Genomic DNA, 21,696 nt, shown 5'->3' with positions numbered 1-21,696 from the left:
GTTGCTAGCTACTCCCACTCACCCGAATCACTTAACCTAAGTTCATTGGGATTCGTAGGTTTGCTGCCCCCTGCAACTCCACTGTCTGGGTATAACACTCCGGTAGATAGTGGTTACTGGATAGCGGTTAATCCAGTTGTAACTGCGGAATGACCTGCTTGGCGATAGCCAGATATTCACTGCGGTCTTTACCACTCAAGCCTTCTGAGCGCGGTAATTTAGCGGTTAATGGATTAACGGCTTGCTGATTCATCCAGAATTCATAGTGCAAATGAGGACCAGTAGAGCGGCCAGTATTACCTGACAATGCGATACGATCACCACGTTTTACTTTTTGACCTGGCTTGACCAACAACTTTTTCAGATGCATATAACGGGTGGTGTATTGGCGACCATGGCGGATAGCAACATAGTTACCCGCAGCCCCACTGCGTTTTGCGATCACGACTTCACCATCACCGACGGCGAGCACTGGCGTCCCGACAGGCATAGAGAAATCCACACCTTTATGCGGGGCAATACGCCCGGTTACCGGGTTTAGGCGGCGTGGGTTAAAGTTTGACGACACCCGGAATTGCTTCATGGTAGGGAAACGCATGAAACCACGGGCCAGGCCAGAACCAAGCCGGTCATAAAATTTACCGTCATCGGCACGGATAGCGTAGTAATCCTTACCACCGGAACGCATACGCACCCCGACCAGCTGGCTTTGCTCACTGCGGCCATCAAGAATTTCACGTGACATCAAAACCGAGAATTGATCACCTTTACGCAGTTTGGCGAAGTCAAGCTGCCACTGTAATGCTTTAGTGACCGCGCGAATCTCGGAAGCCGTCAAGCCTGCCTTCCTGGCGCTGGTGACAAAGCTGCCATCAAGGCGACCCGTCAGAACCTTGTTGCTCCACTCACCTTTTTGTAGCTCTTTGGTCTCTTTGAAATTATTGCCAACACGGTCATAAGTCCGCGTTTCACGACGAGAAACTTCCCAAGTCAAGCTCTGTAAATCACCGGTATCATTGACGGTCCAAGAGATTTGCTGCCCGATCTTCAGATTACGCAGATCACGGTTTTGCGTCGCCAACAGCGACACATCAGAGATATCAATGCCGTACTGGGTAAGAATGCTGCTCAGGGTATCCCCAGTTGAAACCACATACTCATGAACACCGGTTTCACTAACATCTTTGGCATCTAGCTCATCTTGTGGAATTTCATCATCAGGCGTGGGCTGATCGATGGGTTCGCTGGCTTCAGGTAATAAAATGCGGGTTTGGCTGGTATCTAATACCACGCTCTTAGCGACAGGTTCATGCTCGGGGTGATAAACAAAAGGCCGCCAAACAGCTACGGCCAGTGTCATTACAGTCAACGACCCCAGCATAATACGGTGGGGTCGAGGGAGATTGTTATACGCCAAGGTGATAGTTCGGACTATCTGCTGCACTTATGAGTATCCTTTTAATCTTACTTCAGGCAGCTCACGTATTGGTTCGACAACTGAGACAAAAAGTTCACATAGCTGTCCTTGCCTAATACGATACCGCTGCCCAAGGGATCCAAGGTGCCTGAACGCACATTTGTTCCTTTAGCAACGGCATTAATGACGGCCGGCCTGAATTGTGGCTCAGCAAAAACGCATACCGCTTTATGCTCAACCAACTGTGTTCGAATTTGATGTAAACGCTGCGCACCAGGCTGTATTTCGGGATTGACTGTAAAATACCCTAACGGGCTCAAGCCAAAGTGTTTTTCAAAGTAGCCATAGGCATCATGAAAGACGAAATATCCCTTACCTTGGGCAGGCTTCAACATAGTAGCAATATTTTTTTCGTTTTGCGCTAGTTGATCCTCGAATCGGCGCAGGTTTGCATCTAATTTGTCCTTATTTTGTGGCATAAGTTCCAATAATCTGTCGTGAATAGCGATTGCAGATTGTTTCGCAATCGTTGGCGACAACCAAATATGCATGTTGTTCTCGCCATGATGGTGCTCGTCACTGTGATTATCTTCAGCATGATCATGGTCATGCCCTGCGGTTTCACCTTCATGTTCATCATGTTCGTCACCTTTGATCAATAAAGGTGTAACTGAAGGTAACTCAGCCAGTGCAATCTTTTTATTATCAGCAACTTGTGTCAATGGTTTTATTAAAAATGCTTCCATTTCTGGTCCGACCCAAATAACCAGCTCGGCACTGCGTAACCGCTGGACATCCGACGGACGAAGCGCATAATCGTGTGGCGATGCACCATCGGGCAATAATACTTCCGTTGGTAACACCCCATCGGCAATGGCAGAGGCAATAAAACCTAATGGCCGTACTGATGTAACGACCGCCGCTGAGGCAATATTAAATGGGTTGGCAATTAAAATTGCGCTGGCTAGCATTGCCCGCTTTAGCCATTTTTTTTTATGTAACATAATACGAATTCTCGACGTTTTGTTGGGTAAAGCGTAATATTATAACATTCACTCGGTTCTGCAAACGTAATCATAATGTCCACATTGGTAACTCTACATAATATATCCGTCACTTTTGGTAGCCGGCGGGTACTGAACGATATCTCCCTTTCACTGCGACCGGGAAGAATTCTCACCCTGCTTGGGCCAAATGGTGCCGGTAAATCGACGCTGGTTCGCGTGGTACTGGGGCTGATTCCTCCCACCAGCGGCACGCTTGTCCGTCAGCCGGGCTTACGCATCGGTTATGTTCCGCAAAAACTTCATTTGGATGCCACATTACCGCTCACTGTAAGCCGTTTTATGCGTTTGAAACCGGGTGTCAAAAAGGCGGATATCCTGCCGGCACTCAAGCGTGTGCATGCAGCACATTTATTAGACCAACCCATGCAAAGACTGTCTGGCGGTGAGAACCAACGCGTGCTGTTAGCCCGTGCATTACTGAACAAACCGCAGTTACTGGTACTGGATGAGCCAACGCAAGGTGTTGATGTTAATGGGCAATTAGCGCTATACGACTTAATCGAGCAACTGCGTAAAGAGTTAGGCTGTGCTGTTATGATGGTTTCCCATGACTTGCATTTAGTGATGGCCAAAACTGATGAAGTATTATGCCTTAACCAACATATCTGCTGTTCTGGTGCACCAGAGGTTGTTTCCACTCATCCTGAATTTATTGCCATGTTTGGCAATCGTGGCGCTGAGCAGCTAGCGGTTTATCGCCACCACCATAATCATCGACACGATTTGCACGGAAAGATTATTTTGAAGAACAGCGGGAGTCGTGAGGCATGATTGAATTATTGCTACCTGGCTGGTTAGCAGGAGTATTATTGGCAACAGCGGCCGGCCCGCTGGGGTCGTTCGTCGTTTGGCGTCGAATGTCCTATTTTGGTGATACTCTGGCCCATGCCTCCTTACTGGGTGTTGCTTTTGGTTTACTGCTAAATGTGAATCCGTTTTATGCCGTGATTGTAATGACCATGGTATTAGCCGTGATTTTGGTGTGGTTAGAACGCCGCCCACAGTTAGCAGTCGATACGCTACTGGGGATCATGGCTCACAGCGCATTATCACTGGGCCTGGTGGTCGTGAGTCTGATGCATAATGTCCGGGTCGATTTAATGGCCTATCTGTTTGGTGATCTGCTTTCCGTAACACTGAGTGATATCTGGTTGATTGCCGTAGGTGTTATTGTGGTGTTAGCGGTGCTGTGTTGGCAATGGCGGGCACTGCTGTCAATGACGGTTAGCCCGGAGCTGGCTCATGTTGATGGGGTCAACCTAGAACGGGTACGGATGTTGCTAATGCTGGTCACCGCACTGACTATCGGGCTGTCGATGAAGTTTGTTGGCGCGCTGATTATCACCTCACTGCTAATCATTCCTGCTGCGGCAGCTCGTCGTTTTGCCCGAACCCCCGAACAGATGGCTGGAATTGCCATCGGTATCGGTATTGTTGCCGTGACCGGTGGTCTGACATTCTCTGCTTTCTATGACACCCCCGCTGGGCCTTCAGTGGTACTTTGTGCGGCGGTCATGTTTGTACTCAGCCTGTCACAAAAGGCGCGTGGATAATTGCTCGATTAAAGGGGGGTTAGAGTAATAAACCCCCTATCCACCCTTACCATTAATGTTCTCAAACCATTAACTCCCGCCACTAATAGCAATAACCTCGTTCACGATTAGCGTCTATTGCTAAATATTCCAACAATCATCAATTCTGTATTTTATATTTTAATTAGTGTGATCAACCACAAATACAATAAAATTGCAGTGTAATACCCTGCCTATCACTCAAATCAATGAGCAATATAATGGTTATGCAGATACCTCTTTCATTTCTGCATGGGCTTGTATGCTCCCAATTTACGCAGAATGATTATTCCGCAGAGGCGGTTCTCATGGATAGATCCACACCCACTGGTTTACTTCAGCAACCCAAACCATTCTTCATGATTTTCTTTGTCGAACTATGGGAGAGGTTCGGTTATTACGGTGTTCAAGGTATTCTTGCTGTTTTCTTCGTAAAGCAGTTAGGGTTTTCACAGGAACAAGCGTTTGTCACTTTTGGGGCTTTTGCCGCTTTGGTTTATGGCCTGATTTCGATTGGTGGATATGTCGGCGACCATTTATTAGGCACTAAACGCACCATGGTATTAGGCGCTATCGTGCTGGCTCTCGGATACTTTGCTACCGGTTTATCACTATATAACCCAAATCTAATCTTCTTTGCTTTGGGGACCATTGCTGTCGGTAATGGTTTGTTTAAAGCTAATCCGGCTAGCCTATTGTCAAAATGCTATCTCCCCAAAGATCCACGCCTTGATGGGGCCTTCACCTTGTTTTACATGTCGATCAATATCGGCTCCCTAATTTCACTGTCATTGGCTCCGGTTATTGCCGAACGCTTCGGTTATACCGTGACCTATTATTTGTGCGGTATTGGTTTGATTTTTGCTTTGTTGGTCTATTTCTGCTGCCGCCATATGGTGAGTCATATCGGTTCCGAGCCTGATGCTAAACCGTTAAATTGGCGAAACTTGCTACTGGTACTGGCTGGTAGTGCGGTGATGATATGTCTCTGTGCTTGGTTAATGAACCATGTGGTGATTGCCAATCTGGTGCTGATCGTCTTATCGTTGATTGTGGTATTTATCTTTTTCAAAGAAGCATTTAAGCAGGATAAATTAGGCCGCAATAAAATGTATGTCGCTTTTATTCTGATGATTGAAGCTATCGTCTTCTACGTGCTGTATGCACAGATGCCGACGTCACTCAACTTCTTCGCCATCAATAATGTTCATCATGAAATTCTTGGTTTCACTATCAATCCGGTGAGTTTCCAGGCACTAAATCCATTCTGGGTAGTGGTGGCCAGCCCGATTTTAGCCTCAATTTATACCCGCCTGGGCAGTAAAAACCGTGACTTATCGATGCCGGCCAAATTTACTTTAGGTATGTTTTTATGTTCACTGGGTTTTCTGACAGCGGCCGCCGCGGGGATGTGGTTTGCTGATGCACAAGGTCTGACATCACCTTGGTTTATCGTTCTGGTTTACTTATTCCAGAGCCTGGGGGAATTGATGATCAGTGCTTTAGGTTTAGCGATGGTGGCGGCACTGGTACCGCAATATCTGATGGGCTTTATTCTGGGGATGTGGTTCCTGACGCAAGCCGCATCGTTCCTGATTGGCGGTTATGTTGCCACCTTTACCGCGACACCAGAAGGGATAACAGACCCACTCGAAACACTGCCTATCTATACCGATGTTTTTGGCAAAATTGGCATCGCCACACTGGCCATTGCACTGGTTATGGCGCTACTCATTCCATGGCTTAATCGAATGATTAACATACCTGTCGGCGAACAAGCAACCGCCTGACTATCACTCCATCAGGGCTGGCATTGGCTCAGCCCTGCATCAAAAAATTTACTCTTCGCGGGTAATCCCAAAATGTTTGTAAGCATGATTGGTGGCAATTCGCCCACGTGGTGTGCGTTGAATAAAACCTTGTTGGATCAAATAAGGTTCCAGTACGTCTTCAATCGTTTCCCGCTCTTCGCCAATCGCGGCGGCCAAGTTATCCAGCCCTACCGGACCGCCCATAAACTTGTCAATCACGGCGAGCAACAGCTTACGGTCCATAAAGTCAAACCCTTCGGCATCGACATTAAGCATATCTAGCGCTTTCATCGCCACATCGCCGTTAATCGCGCCATCGGCTCTGACCTCAGCAAAATCTCGCACCCGGCGCAGCAGACGGTTAGTGATACGTGGCGTCCCTCTTGAACGACGCGCCAGTTGATGAGCCCCTTCTGGCGTCAGTTCCAACCCCATACACTTGGCACTGCGCGCGACAATATGTTCTAAATCTGCCACCTGATAAAATTCCAGGCGTTGCACAATACCAAACCTGTCACGCAGTGGAGAGGTCAATGAACCGGCGCGAGTGGTGGCACCAATCAGGGTAAATGGCGGCAGATCAAGTTTGATTGAACGGGCGGCGGGGCCTTCACCAATCATGATATCCAATTGATAATCTTCCATTGCCGGATAGAGGATCTCCTCTACAACCGGCGATAATCGATGGATTTCATCAATAAACAGGACATCGTGTGGTTCAAGATTGGTCAGCATCGCCGCTAAGTCACCGGCCTTTTCCAAGACCGGGCCGGAGGTAGTTCGCAGGTTCACCCCCATCTCATTAGCAACAATATTTGCCAATGTGGTTTTACCCAGCCCTGGCGGGCCGAAAATCAGGACATGATCAAGCGCGTCGCCACGCTGTTTTGCCGCCTGAATGAAGATTTCCATTTGCTCGCGGACGTGGGGCTGCCCGACATATTCTGCCAATAGCTTTGGTCGGATAGCCCGATCAATGCTCTCTTCATCACTGATAATACCTGCCGATATCAGGCGGTCTGCTTCAATCATCCTGTATGACTCACTCTATAATGCGGAACGCAGAGCGTCGCGGATCAGGGTTTCACAGTCAGCACCCGGTTTAGCAATTTTGCTCACCAAACGGCTGGCTTCCTGTGGTTTATAGCCCAAAGCAACCAGTGCCGAAGCAGCTTCCGCCTCAATATCGGCATCCGATGTTTGCGATGAACTGGCGGGCAACTGAATATCGCCGGTATTATTGAACAGATCGCCATTCAGACCTTTAAAGCGGTCTTTCATTTCCACCACCAGCCGTTCGGCCGTCTTCTTGCCGACACCGGGTAATTTAACCAAAGTGGTAATGTCTTCCCGTTCAACCGCGGCCACAAATTGCTGCGCAGACATGCCGGAGAGAATGGCCAGCGCCAGTTTAGGACCAACACCGTTAACTTTAATCAGTTCGCGAAACAGCGCCCGCTCCTGCTTATCATTAAAGCCATACAAAAGCTGAGCATCTTCACGCACGATAAATTGGGTAAAGATAATGGCTTCCTGCCCCAAGTCCGGCAGCTCATAAAAGCAGGTCATTGGTAATTGGACTTCATAGCCAACACCGTTTGTTTCCAACAGCACCAACGGTGGCTGTTTTTCCAGAATGATACCTCTGAGGCGCCCTATCACGTTGACTCTCTCCTCGTTTACCCGCGGTCGGGTATAAACATAATGGCTGTTTATAGCATAAAAAAGGCTGGATGGATATCCAGCCAACAATAACTGTTAACCTGTTCGCGTCTGGTAATGGGTTAGCGAATTCTGCCACGCGCCAATGTCATTTGGTCATTCCCCAATCGCAAGGTATTTTGACTAAGATGGCAATGGGTTATCGCAATAGCTAATGCATCAGCCGCATCGGCCTGGGGATTCGCTGGCAGTTTTAACAGTGAACGCACCATATGTTGAACCTGACTTTTTTCTGCCGCCCCGGTTCCCACCACAGTTTGCTTTACCTGGCGGGCTGCATATTCAGAAACCGGTAAATTCAGGTTTACCGCAGCAACAATTGCAGCGCCGCGTGCTTGCCCCAGCTTTAACGCCGAATCCGGGTTTTTCGCCATAAACACTTGTTCAATAGCAAAAAAATCAGGTTGGAACTGAGTGATAATTTCAGTCACACCAGCATAAATTAGCTTCAGACGAGTAGGCATATCGTCAACAACAGTGCGGATACAACCGCTGCCCAGATAAGTGAGCTGACGGCCTTGCTGGCGAATAACGCCATAACCGGTGACACGAGAACCGGGATCGATGCCTAATACGATCGCCATACCAGTTTTTTACCTTATTCGCTGCATTGCTTCTCATTAATATTATGTTGAGTAACATTAATGAGCAAAGGCACCGTACCTGTGCAATACCGGGGGTGCCTCTAAAAACACTGGCCACAGAATGCGGCCAGTGAGAATGACATAACTCATTGAACAACCGGATGAGATGACGCTGTTTTACAATGTTGCCGCCACTTCATCAGAGATTTCACCGTTATGGTAAACCTCTTGCACATCATCAGAATCTTCCAGCATATCGATCAAACGCAGCAGTTTTGGTGCGGTTTCTGCATCCAAATCCGCTTTGGTTGATGGAATCAACGCAACTTCAGCACCTTCAGCCACCAGACCCGCTGCATCCAAAGCATCTTTCACCGCGCCCAATGACTCCCAAGCAGTGAACACATCAATAGCACCGTCATCATATACCACGATATCATCGGCACCCGCTTCCAATGCCGCATCCATCACGGTATCTTCAGCCAGACCTGGTGCGTAAGAAATGACGCCTTTTTTGGTAAACAGATAGGAAACAGAACCATCGGTTCCCAAATTACCTCCGGTCTTAGTGAATGCATGGCGGACTTCAGATACGGTACGGTTACGGTTATCACTCAGACATTCAACCATCACGGCAGTGCCGCCAGGTCCGTAGCCTTCGTAAATAATGGTTTCCATATTGTTATCTTCGTCACCACCAACACCACGGGCAATTGCGCGGTTCAGGGTGTCACGCGTCATATTATTCGATAACGCTTTATCGATGGCCGCACGTAAACGTGGGTTTGCGCCGGGATCACCACCACCCAGACGTGCCGCAGTCACCAGCTCACGGATAATTTTAGTGAAAATCTTACCGCGCTTAGCATCCTGTGCCGCTTTGCGGTGTTTTGTGTTGGCCCATTTACTATGACCTGCCATAAATAAGTATCTCCAAAAATACTAGCTTGAATAAAGAACATACTCTTCAATCGCTTGCTGATTACTCCAGGATTTAGTTAATGCTGCGGCATCTGCAGCATCTAACCACTGGTAGGCAAGATGTTCGGTGATAACCACATCCCGCTCTTCGGGTAACGCCAGACAGAACCAATGTTCTTTATTCCGCGTAACACCCGGCGCATAGCGACGGCGCAAATGCACAAAGAGTTCAAATTCCACACAACGCAGGCAGTCGAGTAGATCAAGGTTTTCACCCAGTATATCAATGCCGACTTCTTCCTTTACTTCGCGCTGTGCGGTTTGCCGCGGCGCTTCCCCCTCTTCCAGACTGCCGGTCACCGACTGCCAAAAATCAGGATCATCACGCCGTTGCAACATCAACACCCGACCACTGGATCTGGCGTAGATCACCGCCAGTATTGATTCTGGGCGCTTATACCCGTCATCTTTCAAACTGCAAGTGTGTTGGCTTCGCTCAATCATCCGAATCACTTACCGGTGTAAGCTCACCGGGATTCTCTTGCTTGCCGCCTTCCTGCATCTTGAAATCTATTGGGTATATATAATTCATTACTTATTCTCTTCTTCCGCTACGTCTGTTGCCCCTTTCTTCGCCACTACGCTGATTGACAGCTCTTGCAGAGAAGCAGGATTAGCAAAGCTTGGCGCATCGGTCATCAGACAAGCCGCCGCAGTGGTTTTCGGGAAAGCAATGACATCACGAATGTTATCAGTACCGGTCAGCAGCATCACCAGACGATCCAGACCGAAAGCCAGACCTGCGTGTGGTGGTGTGCCATATTTCAATGCGTCCAGCAGGAAGCCAAATTTCTCACGCTGCTCGTGTTCATTGATACCCAGAATACCAAACACCTGTTGCTGCATTTCGGTACGGTGAATACGCACGGAACCGCCACCTACTTCATAACCGTTAATCACCATATCGTACGCATTGGCGATAGCCGTAGTCGGTGCCGCAGCCAATTGCTCTGGGCTCATCTCTTTTGGTGCAGTAAACGGATGATGCATCGCCGTTAGGCCGCCTTCGCTATCATCTTCAAACATCGGGAAGTCAACCACCCACAGCGGCGCCCATGTTCCCAGTTTGGTCAGTTCCAGATCACGACCTACTTTCAGACGCAATGCACCCATCGCGTCAGTGACGATTTTGTTGCTATCGGCACCAAAGAACAGGATATCGCCGCTTTCAGCCTGAGTGCGAGCCAGAATGGCTTCCAGCACCTCTGCAGTGAGGAATTTCGCAATGGGGCTTTGTACACCCTCAACGCCGGCTGCACGGTCATTGACTTTCAACCATGCCAAGCCTTTCGCGCCATAGATGTTGACAAACTGGCCGTACTCATCAATTTGCTTACGGGTAACCTGTGCGCCACCGGGAACACGCAGTGCAGCGACACGACCTTTGACATCATTTGCCGGGCCAGAGAAGACTTTAAACTCAACCTCTTTAACCAGATCCGCAACATCCACCAATTCCATTGGGTTACGCAGGTCTGGTTTATCAGAACCGAAACGACGCATAGCTTCAGCAAAAGTCATCACCGGGAAATCACCCAGCTCGACACCGTTGGTTTCCTGCCACAATTCACGCACCAGTCTCTCCATCACTTCGCGCACTTGATCGGCGGTCATGAAAGAGGTTTCAACATCGATTTGGGTGAATTCAGGCTGGCGGTCAGCACGCAAATCTTCATCACGGAAGCATTTTACGATCTGATAATAACGGTCAAAGCCAGACATCATCAGCAACTGTTTAAACAGTTGTGGTGATTGTGGCAATGCATAGAACTTGCCTTTGTGTACCCGGCTTGGCACCAGATAGTCACGCGCACCTTCTGGCGTTGCCTTGGTCAGCATTGGGGTTTCAATATCGAGGAAACCATGGCTGTCCATAAAGCGACGGACAAAGCTGGTGATTTTTGCACGGGTTTTCAGGCGGTCGGCCATTTCCGGGCGACGCAAATCCAAATAGCGATACTTCAGACGCTGTTCTTCAGTGTTGGTCTGATTAGAGTCCAGTGGCAACGGCTCAGAACGGTTGATGATATTCAGCGCATTGGCAAAGATTTCCACTTCCCCCGTCGACATATCTTTATTGATTTGGCTATCTGGGCGCGCACGCACGGTGCCGGTAATCTGGATACAGAACTCATTACGCAACTCTGAAGCCTGTTCAAAAGCGGCTTTATGGTCTGGATCGAAAAATACCTGAACGATGCCTTCGCGATCACGCATATCAATAAAAATCAGACCACCGAGGTCACGACGACGGTTAACCCAACCACAAAGTGTAACGCTTTGGCCCACATGGGACAGATTCAACTGCCCGCAATACTCAGTACGCATACAATATCCTTTTACTCAGCCGATGCCACACGCGTTATGCACTGTCCGTGCGACTGTTTTCTTAGGTGTTTTGGATTAAAGAGTCTTGAAAAATGGGGGCCATTATAAAGGAATTTCATGGTATAGATAAGAGCGAACGCACAGCTCAGGCATGACAAAATCCCTTTCAGCGATGTTTTAACACATCATTTAACAAATTTATCCCCTCACAAGGACCGCCCGATAACATATGCTAGCAACAACGGGTCAGCAGGTGGAACCGCTCATCCAGACTTTCGCATAATGATATTGAGGCGTAACAGAATGAAACTTGATGCAAAAACCACCGCACTGGTACTGATTGACCTACAACAAGGGATCTTACCTTTTGCCAAAGGCCCCTATACGGCTGAACAGGTCATCGCCACCAACGCACAATTGGCAAAGCAGTTTCGCCTGCTGGGTGCTCCGGTGGTTTTAGTGCGAGTGGGTTGGTCTGACTCCTTCGCCGAGGCACTAAAACAGCCCGTAGATCAGCCAAGCCCTGCCCCCGAGGGTGGGTTGCCAGACTCATGGTGGACGTTCCCAGAACAACTCGCGGTGGCTGATCAAGATATCAAAATTACTAAACACCAGTGGGGCGCATTTTACGGCACAGATTTGGATTTACAATTACGCCGACGCGGCATAAAGACCATCGTATTGGCGGGGATTGCCACCAATATCGGTGTGGAATCAACAGCTCGTGCCGCTTGGGAGCACGGTTATGAGTTGGTGATTGCCGAAGATGGTTGCAGTACGGCGAGCAGCGAGATGCAGCAGTTCGCATTTACCCATATTTTCCCGCGGATATCCCGCGTGCGCAGCAGTAGCGAAATTCTTGCGGCCCTTAACGCGTAACGCTATAACGTCAGCGCAGCTAACAACGCTGTAGCGCCAAGTGATAAAAGTTTACCCAAATTAATTGGTGTTACAGCTAGGCAGCAAATGAATGACAAATCGGTCGGGAATCGATTTGAACAGCATTTATGCTAGCCCGCAGGGTGAGCCTCAGTATGAGGCTCATTAATCCCGATGAGCTGACATTAGTCAGTGATTCGGGTGAGTGAGTGCAGCTAACAACGCTGTAGCGCCAAGTAAGAAAAGTTTACCCAAATTAATTGGTGTTACAGCTAGGCAGCAAATGAATGAATCCCGATGAGCTGACATTAGTCAGTGATTCGGGTGAATGAGTGCAGCTAACAACGCTGTAGCGCCAAGTAAGAAGGGTAAAATATGTATATCGGACTGCCGCAATGGCAACACCCAACCTGGAACCGGCTGGGTATCAAGGATTTAGCTGACTATAGCCGCTACTTTAATTGTGTTGAAGGGAATACCACGTTTTATGCATTGCCACGGCTGGAAATAGTACAGCGCTGGCGTGATATGACGCCGGACAGTTTCCGCTTTTGCTTTAAATTCCCCTCGACGATTAGCCATCAGGCGGCTTTGCGCGAATGTGAGCAAGATCTACAGGCTTTTTATCACTGTTTGGCTCCACTGCATGAACGCATTGGCCAGTTGTGGTTACAGTTGCCCGCAGCATTTGGGCCTAATGCGTTGAACCATTTGTGGCAATTTCTCGATAAATTGCCCGCAGGCTTCAATTATGGGGTCGAAGTGCGTCATCCTGAGTTTTTTGCCAAAGGTGCTGCTGAGTTGGCGCTCAATCAAGGTTTGCACCAACGGTCAATCAATCGGGTAATATTAGATAGCCGCGCTATTCATGCCGCCAAACCGGCAACTGCGGCCGTACGGGATGCACAAAGCAAGAAACCCCGCCTCCCTGTTCATGCCGTCGTCACTGGCAGTCACCCCTTGGTGCGATTTATTGGTGGCGACCAAATAGATGATAATTTGGCTCTATTTTCGCCATGGTTACAAAGGCTGCCACAGTGGGAACAGCAATATCAGCCTTATTTATTCATTCACACACCAGATAACAGTGACTCGCCGCAGCAAGCACAAAAGCTATGGCAACAGTTGGCAGCACGCATACCGACGCTAGCAACCGCACCTGACTGGCCTGAACAAGTGACGTTGTTTTAAGCTCATCTTTCCAAACACTAAACTGAACCTCAAGAAATGACAATCCATCGATTTTTCTAGCGACAGTGACCCAACAGGCGGTTATCATTATTCCGCCAGTCTATGGTTGGGCAATGGAGTTGAAAATGGTTAGCTCGCTTTATGTCGTGTTGGGCGCACTGTTATTGATAAAGCTTTCATTTGATGTGGTTAAATTGAGAAACCAGTACCGGGTAGCTTATGGCGACGGCGGTTTTTATGAATTACAAACCGCTATCCGGGTACATGGGAACGCCGTAGAATATATCCCTATTGCTGTCATTTTGCTCATTATGATGGAGATGAACGGTGCTGAAACGTGGATGATCCATATCTGTGGATTAATGCTGATAGTTGGCCGCCTGCTACATTATTATGGTTTACGCCATCGCGAAATTCGCTGGCGTCGCTCCGGGATGAGTGCCACCTATGTTTCTTTGGTATTAATGGTTATAGCTAATATTTACTACTTGCCTTGGGATCAGATTTTCAGTCTGACCTGATAGGCTTATCGCTTGTTCCGTTGCGAGGTCCCCATCGCCGGAGTTCTATTAGTTTGGGCGGCTGACTACCGCCTTCACGCTCATCTGTGTCTATCAGACCTCTTCTCACGCATTATCACGCTAATGCGTTTGGTTTTCTGTTATAATATGCACCTTAAATTTCTTGTTAATGCCAATGACAGTCATGCCAAATCGCGACACTCAATCTCAAAACGACGCACAACGCCATCCGGCTGGGGCTATCGAGCCACTGCGTGACAGCCTATTTGCTGCCCCTATTGCCAAGTTAGGTGACTGGACCTTCGACGAAAAAGTTGCTGAAGTGTTCCCCGATATGATCCAGCGATCGGTCCCTGGTTATTCCAATATTATTTCGATGATAGGCATGTTGGCGGAACGTTTTGTGCAGCCTCACAGCCAGATTTATGATCTCGGCTGCTCGCTGGGTGCGGCCACCCTGTCAATGCGCCGTAATATTAAGGCTGAAGGTTGCAAAATTATTGCCGTGGATAACTCGCCGGCAATGGTCGAACGTTGTCGCCGCCATCTTGATGCTTTTCGGGCGGAAACGCCGGTGGAGGTTGTCGAGTCCGATATTCTGGATATTCGGCTGGAAAATGCCTCCATGGTGGTGCTTAACTTCACCCTACAATTCCTTGAACCGGCAGATCGCCAGCGGCTACTTAACCAAGTGTACCAAGGGTTACGCCCGGGAGGTGCTCTGGTGTTATCCGAAAAATTCAATTTTGAAGATAACGATATTGGCGAATTACTGTTCAATATGCACCTCGATTTTAAGCGCGCTAATGGCTATAGCGAACTGGAAATCAGTCAGAAACGCAGCATGCTGGAGAACGTCATGTTAACCGACTCGGTTGAAACCCATAAACAACGCTTGCATCAGGCGGGTTTTGAACACGCAGAAGTCTGGTTTCAATGCTTTAACTTTGGTTCTCTGATCGCCCTGAAAGCAGGAGAGGCGCAATGATTGAATTTGGCGATTTTTACCGGCTGATTGCCAAAGGCCCGTTAAGCCCATGGTTAGATACCCTGCCCGCTCAGCTCAGTGCCTGGCAGCGTGAGTCGTTACACGGCAAGTTTAAAACCTGGTTTAATGCGGTAGAGCATTTGCCGTTACTTACACCGACCACCTTGGATTTGCGTGACGGTGTACGGGCCGAAATGTCCCCCCCGATCTCTGCCGGTCAGCGGGAAGGGATGGAGAATATGTTGCGTGCGCTGATGCCGTGGCGCAAAGGCCCATTCTCGCTATATGGGCTGGATATTGATACTGAATGGCGTTCTGACTGGAAATGGCAACGGGTGTTACCGCATATTAGCCCACTGGCTGGCCGTAGCATTTTGGATGTCGGTTGTGGTAGTGGATATCATTTGTGGCGCATGATTGGCGAAGGTGCCCATCTGGCCGTCGGTATCGACCCAATGCAGCTGTTTTTATGCCAATTTGAAGCTATTCGTAAACTGCTAGGGGGGGATCAGCGAGCGCATGTGTTGCCACTGGGTATCGAACAGCTGCCGGAACTTGCAGCCTTTGATACCGTATTCTCGATGGGGGTGCTGTATCATCGTCGCTCACCTTTGGACCACCTTTATCAGCTCAAAAATCAGTTGGTCAGCGACGGTGAACTGGTACTTGAAACCTTAGTCGTTGCAGGCGATAGCCAACAGGTGTTAGTCCCGGGTGACCGTTACGCTCAGATGCGCAACGTATATTTCATTCCATCGGCACCGGCATTGAAAGCCTGGTTGGAAAAGTGTGGGTTTGTCGATGTCAGGATCGCTGATATGGCGCTGACCACCACCGATGAACAACGCCGTACTGACTGGATGACCAGCGAATCGTTAGCCGAGTTTCTTGACCCACATGACCCGAGTAAAACGGTAGAAGGCTACCCTGCTCCCCTCCGAGCGGTATTAATCGCGCGTAAGCCATAATAAGGCAGCCCCGGCGTAATTGGCCGGGGCAGTGTACAACGGTTGGCAGCACGCTTGAAAGAGCTAGGCACTTTGTGAAAGAGGGCGGCCCATCACTAATAAACTCTTCATTGCCTCAACGACATCACCATCAACACAATAATGGGCAAACTCATCAACATCACTGTCAGCACACATAGTGACGCCCGCTTTGCGATATTTCATCGTCGATGGGACCGCCCGCCCGGCAGAGCTGTGCAGCTCACGGATACCGGCATCAATAAACTTTTGCATATTCGTCAAACGAACCCCAGCGCCCGCCATGATAACCGGCCCTTTATCCTGAGTTGCAGCAAGCAAATCTTTTAATAACGCCAACCCCAGCTCAGCATTTGGCTGCTGGCCCGAGGTTAAAATCCGCGCCACATTCAGGTCAGTTAATTGCTGTAAGGCAATCATTGGGTTCTGGCACATATCAAATGCCCGGTGGAAAGTGACCGCCAATGGGCCACTGATGGACATTATCTCCCGCATCCGTGGCATATCAATGTGGCCGTCGGTATCCAGTACACCAACCACTACGCCCGCAAATCCCATATCACGGATTCGCGCGATATCATTTTTGATGATTGCAAAATCATTATTGCTATAACAAAAATCGCCACCTCGAGGCCTTACGATAGGATGCACCGGAATAGTAACAGTTTCATTGGCTTGCATTAATGTACCAACGCTGGGTGTTAAGCCCCCTTCGGACTGACCGCAGCACAATTCAATCCGGTCGGCTCCTGCCTTTTCTGCTATCTGCGCGCAATCAACGCTATAGCAACAAATTTCCAATATAGTCATTCTCTCTCCCGTTTGACGAACGCCACTGCGACAGTATTTATACCCGCTTACTTACGGGCATATAAATAAGAACTAAATAATTTACCTGTTGAATAAATAGCGAAGATCGCTCTCAAGTAAAAACAGAAACTAATAAAACATACTTAAGCGTTTACTATGGCACTCATTTTAAATCTATGAGTAGATGTCAGTCACAGTGATAACCATAAGTGAAAGTCGCTATCAAAATAAATAACCCATTAACGTTAAATATTGCGCTCACTGGCTATAATTTGCCGCAAAGTATAGGGATGGAACTTAATGGTTATCTCACCATCACTCACCGCCAGTGTCGGGTTGGCTAAGCGCTCATGTTCCCCTTGTGGAGAACTGAATTTCTCGCTGATACCCTCCGGTAATGTGGCTGGCAATAAAGCACGAGCACGTGACCTCAAGGTATGTGGGTCCCCTGGCAAGACTAGCTCGATATGCTCCCATCCCTGATGGGGGTAATGCGTTTTCCCCGGATAGGGTAATTCCACGCAATCGATCAGCCATGGCCCGACCACCAGAGGTTGAGCCAAGTCGAACAGGTAAATCACCCGACCATTAATCAGTGTCTCGGACATCAAATCACCGCACTGCGCTAACCCACTGCGCCAACGTTGCGCGGTTTCGACTTGGTGGCAACGTAACGAAATATGATCAGCGCTAAATTGCATTAAATCCAAATTCAATCGCGTGGCGAAGCGAGCCAGTTTTTGCTCAAAGCATGGTAAGTCAGTAAATAAGTCCTGTAATTCGGCAATATCTTTCAGGCTACGCATCCGGCTCTCCTTTTGAATTGTTATTGCGGGCAGTAACGCGGCCATAATCTACCGTTATTACCGCTAATCAGCCATATTTAATCTAACCGTTTTGTTCTTTCGCATTCGCCATTGCTAATAAAATAACCGGTTAATCTATTTAGCCATGAGATTAGCGACAACCACTGGCCTGATGCTGACGCCGAGGGTCAAATATGGTATAAATCCTGCCATCTTGTGACTAACCCTCTGCCAGACGGCTCTGCCGCCCATCATTTTTGTGGTGAAAGGCTTTGGCATTGTTTGAATTAACTGGCACAGAGATTTTCTTGTGCGTCATTAATCTGTCTTTTGTGCGTAATTAAGGTAACCCGGTGAATATTCAGGCTCTTCTCTCAGATAAAGTCAGCCAGGCGCTGATTGCAGCAGGTGCTCCAGCAGATAGCGAAGCTCAGGTTCGCCAATCTGCTAAAGCTCAATTTGGCGATTATCAAGCTAATGGTGTAATGGCCGTTGCCAAAAAACTTGGCATGCAACCAAGGCAACTGGCAGAAAAAGTCATCGAGCTGCTTGATCTTTCAGGCATTGCCAGCAAAGTTGAGATTGCCGGCCCCGGTTTTATCAATATTTTTCTGGACCGCCAATGGGTTGCAGAAAAAGTAGAACATGCGCTGACGGCACCGAAACTCGGTGTTGCACCGGTAGAACCGCAAACTATCGTGGTTGACTACTCGGCACCCAACGTGGCTAAACAGATGCATGTCGGCCACCTGCGTTCAACCATCATCGGCGATGCAGCGGTGCGCACTTTAGAGTTTCTGGGCCACAATGTTATTCGCGCTAACCACGTGGGTGACTGGGGAACCCAGTTCGGCATGTTGATTGCCTATTTGGAAAAGATGCAGAACGAAAATGCCAGTGATATGGGCTTATCGGATCTGGAGCTTTTCTATCAGCAAGCCAAGAAAACCTATGACGAAGATGAAGCGTTTGCCCAACGCGCCCGCGCTTATGTAGTGAAACTGCAAGGCGGTGACGAGTATTGCCGTCAGATGTGGCGCAAGTTGGTGGATATCACCATGGCGCAAAACCAGATTGCCTACGATCGGTTAAATGTCACACTGACCAAAGATGATGTAATGGGTGAAAGCCTGTATAACGCCATGTTGCCGGGTATTGTTGCTGATCTGAAAGCCAAAGGGCTGGCGGTGGAAAGCGAAGGCGCAACCGTGGTGTATCTGGATGAGTATAAAAATAAAGATGGTGAGCCAATGGGCGTCATCATTCAGAAAAAGGATGGCGGTTACCTCTACACCACCACAGATATCGCTTGTGCCAAATATCGCTATGAAACCTTGGGCGCAGACCGCGTGCTGTATTACATCGATACCCGTCAGCACCAGCATCTGATGCAGGCCTGGACTATCGTTCGTAAAGCCGGTTATGTTCCTGAGTCAGTACCCCTTGAGCACCATATGTTTGGCATGATGCTGGGTAAAGACGGTAAACCGTTTAAGACGCGCTCCGGCGGTACAGTGAAGCTTGCCGATTTATTGGATGAAGCTATCGAGCGTGCCGGCAAATTGATTGCCGAGAAAAATCCTGATATGCCCGCAGATGAACTGAAGCAGGTGGTGGACGCCGTTGGTATTGGTGCGGTGAAATATGCCGACTTGTCTAAGAGCCGCACCACTGACTATATCTTCGACTGGGATAACATGCTGGCACTGGACGGTAACACGGCGCCTTATATGCAATATGCTTATACCCGCGTGGTTTCAGTATTTAAGCGTGCCGGTATTGATGAAAGCAACCTGACATTGCCATTGGTTATCACTGAAGACCGTGAAGCAGCACTGGCTACCCGCCTGTTGCAGTTTGAAGAGGTCATCACCACGGTGGCCCGTGAAGGCACACCACATGTGATGTGTTCATACCTGTATGATTTAGCAGGCTTGTTCTCCAGCTTCTACGAACACTGCCAGATCCTGAATGCAGAAAGTGAAGAGATCCGCCAAAGCCGCCTAAAACTGGCGATGCTGACAGCAAAAACACTGAAGCAAGGTCTGGATACTTTAGGTATTCAGACGGTAGAACGGATGTAATTGGTAGCTACATCTATATTCTCGATTCTCGTCGCCCGGCAAAATACAGGGCGGCGGGTATATCAGTGAAAAGGCACCTTTAGGTGCCTTTGTTATAATACGAGCCAGCAGATTAAATCACCGACCGCTAATTACTCTCAGGGACGTCAGGCATAATAAACTCTCCGCTTGAATAATTAAAAATTCCGCCCTGAATATTGTTATTCTTGTTAGTATTATAGGGTGCGCGTATCAGTAACTTTTTCCCTGAATCTGCATCAGCGAGGGTGCCACGGGCGACACCCAGGATAGTAGATGCAAGATTAAAACCACCACCACCCTGATGATAGCTATTACTTATATTCCCCACGTGCAGTTCTTTGATATTAGCAATAACTTTACTCTCCGCGTTATTTATTTGAGCGGCGATCAATGTCGTTTTTCCTAACACCTTAATATCAGCGATTTTTTGCGCAAAAATACCTGACAGATGATCGACGGCATCATTTTTAACTATATTGACATCTAAATTAGCATGGCCTGCGAATCCAGCAGGGCCGGTTAATCCTGTTTTAAATTTATCGCCAAGAAAACGGGCCGTCTTATCTGCGAGGTTTCGTGAGTGAGTTTTGTTTGATAGTGGCGGCAATGCTACAGTTTGCTTATCTTTGCTAAAACTAACACCTCCCATGGTATCTTTGGCCGGAAATTTTTTATTGTATGCGGTACCCATTTTATTAATACCCTTGGTTAACACATTCTTAATTTCCCCCTCAAAGCGCTTGGTGCCAATTTTCGATAGATTACTGATCACACTGCTATTTTTATCATTTGTATGACTCAGGGCAAAATTGACCAATACCTCCGTGATATCTTGTTTATCTTTCCGGCTTTCTATATTGAGATCACCACCGACATCAACGAGTGCGATATCTGCCGAGACATCAGCACCCAACATGCGGGTATCTTTATGACTTTTGAGTGTGAAAGTGCCCGTCTTTATATGGGTGTTTTGGTGCTCAACGACATCTTGCTTATCGACAGCCACTTTTATTCCTGCACCAGTATAATGACTTTTACTGCTACTATTTTTATCAACAAGACCATCGCCAATTCCCAAACGAAATGCAACAAAGTGACCCACCGGTCAGGTACGGATAAAATAGCCGTATTGACCCTGTCGGAGACCCTGTTGCATGAAGGGAAAACATTTGACTCAGCATGAGCGCTTTTACATCGAAAAACGAAAAGCTGAAGGCGTTAATCAGTCCTGCATTGCCAGAGAACTGGATGTCTCTCGCTCTACGCTGAGCCGGGAGCTCAGGCGTAATACGGACCCCGCTTTCAACGGACTTTACTCCTCCAGACGCGCTGATGCCTTAGCCAGACAACGGCGGGGCGCCACCTCGGCACACAATGCCTGTTTCCCTCTGGGCCAGCAGACACAAGACTTTCTCCGGCAGGCGCTGGCTGTACATACCTCCCCTGAGGTTATCTGTGGGAGACTGAAAATCCAGTTTGATATCGCCGTCAGCAAAAATACCCTCTACCGCTATATCCGTTCGGACAGACAGGCTGGCGGTAAGCTTTACCTTCAGCTCCCTCACCGGGGTAAACGCTATCGCTATGATACGGGTGAGCCCGGACGCACGCCCATCCCGGACAGGGTTGGCATTGAGCACAGGCCTGCTGAGGCTGAACTCAAACAGGTTCCCGGGCATGTTGAAATCGATACGATTTTTGGCAAAGACCAGAAGTCATTCCTGCTGACGGTCGTGGACAAAGCCACAAAGCAGGTCATTATCCGTAAACTCCCCAATAAGTGCGCTGAGAGCGTCGTGGAAGCGTTCAGGGACATCGTGGCGAATACTTTCTGTGAGTTTAAAACCCTGACCCCCCATGTCAGGGTAGTTGTCGCCTCTAACTGAAAACATCCAAGGGGCTGGAGACAACTACCCTGACATGGGGGGA

Annotated in this window: 21 protein-coding genes; 10 read left to right on the top strand and 11 right to left on the bottom strand. The window is 48.5% G+C overall.

Annotated elements, in window-relative coordinates:
* Nucleotides 1-127: 127 nt before the first annotated feature.
* On the bottom strand, nucleotides 128-1,444 hold the full coding sequence (mepM, locus tag ACWJJO_RS10235; protein WP_102970417.1) for a murein DD-endopeptidase MepM: 1,317 nt from the start codon (nucleotides 1,442-1,444) through the stop codon (nucleotides 128-130).
* 20 nt (nucleotides 1,445-1,464) lie between these two features.
* Nucleotides 1,465-2,421: a zinc ABC transporter substrate-binding protein ZnuA gene (gene znuA, locus ACWJJO_RS10230; protein ID WP_481090994.1), complete on the bottom strand. Its 957-nt coding sequence runs from the start codon at nucleotides 2,419-2,421 to the stop codon at nucleotides 1,465-1,467.
* A gap of 75 nt (nucleotides 2,422-2,496) precedes the next feature.
* Between znuA and znuC the strand changes: the two genes are divergently transcribed.
* The 3 genes from znuC to dtpB all read left to right on the top strand — a co-directional run bounded on the left by znuC (nucleotide 2,497) and on the right by dtpB (nucleotide 5,845).
* Nucleotides 2,497-3,255: a zinc ABC transporter ATP-binding protein ZnuC gene (gene znuC / locus ACWJJO_RS10225; protein ID WP_083158998.1), complete on the top strand. Its 759-nt coding sequence runs from the start codon at nucleotides 2,497-2,499 to the stop codon at nucleotides 3,253-3,255.
* Nucleotides 3,252-4,037 (top strand): zinc ABC transporter permease subunit ZnuB, encoded by a 786-nt coding sequence (gene znuB, locus ACWJJO_RS10220; protein ID WP_083158999.1) that lies wholly within the window; start codon nucleotides 3,252-3,254, stop codon nucleotides 4,035-4,037. Before znuC ends, znuB begins: the two co-directional genes overlap by 4 nt.
* A gap of 326 nt (nucleotides 4,038-4,363) precedes the next feature.
* A complete protein-coding gene (dtpB, locus tag ACWJJO_RS10215; RefSeq protein ID WP_083159000.1) occupies nucleotides 4,364-5,845 on the top strand; it encodes a dipeptide/tripeptide permease DtpB in 1,482 nt (493 codons plus the stop codon).
* A gap of 48 nt (nucleotides 5,846-5,893) precedes the next feature.
* Here dtpB and ruvB read toward each other — a convergent pair whose 3' ends face one another.
* The 6 genes from ruvB to aspS all read right to left on the bottom strand — a co-directional run bounded on the left by ruvB (nucleotide 5,894) and on the right by aspS (nucleotide 11,481).
* Complete coding sequence (gene ruvB, locus ACWJJO_RS10210; RefSeq protein WP_083159001.1) at nucleotides 5,894-6,898, bottom strand: Holliday junction branch migration DNA helicase RuvB; 1,005 nt, start codon at nucleotides 6,896-6,898, stop codon at nucleotides 5,894-5,896.
* Between the two features lie 15 nt (nucleotides 6,899-6,913).
* Nucleotides 6,914-7,528, bottom strand: a complete 615-nt coding sequence (gene ruvA / locus ACWJJO_RS10205) for a Holliday junction branch migration protein RuvA (RefSeq protein WP_083159002.1) — start codon at nucleotides 7,526-7,528, stop codon at nucleotides 6,914-6,916.
* Between the two features lie 122 nt (nucleotides 7,529-7,650).
* Nucleotides 7,651-8,172 carry a crossover junction endodeoxyribonuclease RuvC gene (ruvC, locus tag ACWJJO_RS10200; protein ID WP_005185237.1) on the bottom strand — a complete coding sequence of 174 codons (522 nt, stop codon included), beginning with the start codon at nucleotides 8,170-8,172 and terminating at the stop codon, nucleotides 7,651-7,653.
* 177 nt (nucleotides 8,173-8,349) lie between these two features.
* Complete coding sequence (locus tag ACWJJO_RS10195; protein WP_083159003.1) at nucleotides 8,350-9,093, bottom strand: YebC/PmpR family DNA-binding transcriptional regulator; 744 nt, start codon at nucleotides 9,091-9,093, stop codon at nucleotides 8,350-8,352.
* A 21-nt stretch (nucleotides 9,094-9,114) separates the two neighbouring features.
* Nucleotides 9,115-9,597: a dihydroneopterin triphosphate diphosphatase gene (gene nudB, locus ACWJJO_RS10190; RefSeq protein ID WP_102970418.1), complete on the bottom strand. Its 483-nt coding sequence runs from the start codon at nucleotides 9,595-9,597 to the stop codon at nucleotides 9,115-9,117.
* A gap of 87 nt (nucleotides 9,598-9,684) precedes the next feature.
* Complete coding sequence (gene aspS, locus ACWJJO_RS10185) at nucleotides 9,685-11,481, bottom strand: aspartate--tRNA ligase (RefSeq protein ID WP_083159004.1); 1,797 nt, start codon at nucleotides 11,479-11,481, stop codon at nucleotides 9,685-9,687.
* Nucleotides 11,482-11,784: 303 nt separating this feature from the next.
* Between aspS and ACWJJO_RS10180 the strand changes: the two genes are divergently transcribed.
* The 5 genes from ACWJJO_RS10180 (at nucleotide 11,785) to cmoB (ending at nucleotide 16,028) form a co-directional block, all read left to right on the top strand.
* The gene (locus ACWJJO_RS10180; RefSeq protein ID WP_372558917.1) at nucleotides 11,785-12,360 is read left to right on the top strand and encodes a hydrolase; all 576 of its coding nucleotides are present in this window, start codon (nucleotides 11,785-11,787) and stop codon (nucleotides 12,358-12,360) included.
* A 375-nt stretch (nucleotides 12,361-12,735) separates the two neighbouring features.
* Nucleotides 12,736-13,551 (top strand): DUF72 domain-containing protein, encoded by an 816-nt coding sequence (locus tag ACWJJO_RS10175; RefSeq protein WP_083159006.1) that lies wholly within the window; start codon nucleotides 12,736-12,738, stop codon nucleotides 13,549-13,551.
* A 125-nt stretch (nucleotides 13,552-13,676) separates the two neighbouring features.
* Nucleotides 13,677-14,072, top strand: coding sequence for an MAPEG family protein (locus ACWJJO_RS10170; protein WP_083163679.1), 396 nt, complete (start codon nucleotides 13,677-13,679; stop codon nucleotides 14,070-14,072).
* A gap of 184 nt (nucleotides 14,073-14,256) precedes the next feature.
* Nucleotides 14,257-15,060 carry a carboxy-S-adenosyl-L-methionine synthase CmoA gene (gene cmoA, locus ACWJJO_RS10165; protein WP_102970419.1) on the top strand — a complete coding sequence of 268 codons (804 nt, stop codon included), beginning with the start codon at nucleotides 14,257-14,259 and terminating at the stop codon, nucleotides 15,058-15,060.
* A complete protein-coding gene (gene cmoB / locus ACWJJO_RS10160; protein ID WP_420073092.1) occupies nucleotides 15,057-16,028 on the top strand; it encodes a tRNA 5-methoxyuridine(34)/uridine 5-oxyacetic acid(34) synthase CmoB in 972 nt (323 codons plus the stop codon). Before cmoA ends, cmoB begins: the two co-directional genes overlap by 4 nt.
* A 63-nt stretch (nucleotides 16,029-16,091) precedes the next feature.
* On the opposite strand, the gene cutC is transcribed toward cmoB, so the two are convergent.
* The gene (gene cutC, locus ACWJJO_RS10155) at nucleotides 16,092-16,856 is read right to left on the bottom strand and encodes a copper homeostasis protein CutC (protein ID WP_083159007.1); all 765 of its coding nucleotides are present in this window, start codon (nucleotides 16,854-16,856) and stop codon (nucleotides 16,092-16,094) included.
* A gap of 245 nt (nucleotides 16,857-17,101) precedes the next feature.
* The gene (locus tag ACWJJO_RS10150) at nucleotides 17,102-17,662 is read right to left on the bottom strand and encodes a VOC family protein (RefSeq protein ID WP_083159008.1); all 561 of its coding nucleotides are present in this window, start codon (nucleotides 17,660-17,662) and stop codon (nucleotides 17,102-17,104) included.
* A gap of 353 nt (nucleotides 17,663-18,015) precedes the next feature.
* Between ACWJJO_RS10150 and argS the strand changes: the two genes are divergently transcribed.
* Nucleotides 18,016-19,746: an arginine--tRNA ligase gene (argS, locus tag ACWJJO_RS10145; RefSeq protein WP_083159009.1), complete on the top strand. Its 1,731-nt coding sequence runs from the start codon at nucleotides 18,016-18,018 to the stop codon at nucleotides 19,744-19,746.
* Nucleotides 19,747-19,873: 127 nt separating this feature from the next.
* On the opposite strand, the gene ACWJJO_RS10140 is transcribed toward argS, so the two are convergent.
* Complete coding sequence (locus ACWJJO_RS10140) at nucleotides 19,874-20,869, bottom strand: hemagglutinin repeat-containing protein (protein ID WP_481090993.1); 996 nt, start codon at nucleotides 20,867-20,869, stop codon at nucleotides 19,874-19,876.
* A gap of 52 nt (nucleotides 20,870-20,921) precedes the next feature.
* Here ACWJJO_RS10140 and ACWJJO_RS10135 point away from each other — a divergent pair, with 52 nt between their 5' ends.
* The gene (locus ACWJJO_RS10135) at nucleotides 20,922-21,653 is read left to right on the top strand and encodes an IS30 family transposase (RefSeq protein WP_481090992.1); all 732 of its coding nucleotides are present in this window, start codon (nucleotides 20,922-20,924) and stop codon (nucleotides 21,651-21,653) included.
* Nucleotides 21,654-21,696 lie beyond the last annotated feature (43 nt).

Source organism: Yersinia antarctica (assembly GCF_056636475.1).
The sequence above is the reverse complement of the archived record's forward strand: the minus strand, read 5'-3'. Positions and strand labels throughout refer to the sequence as shown.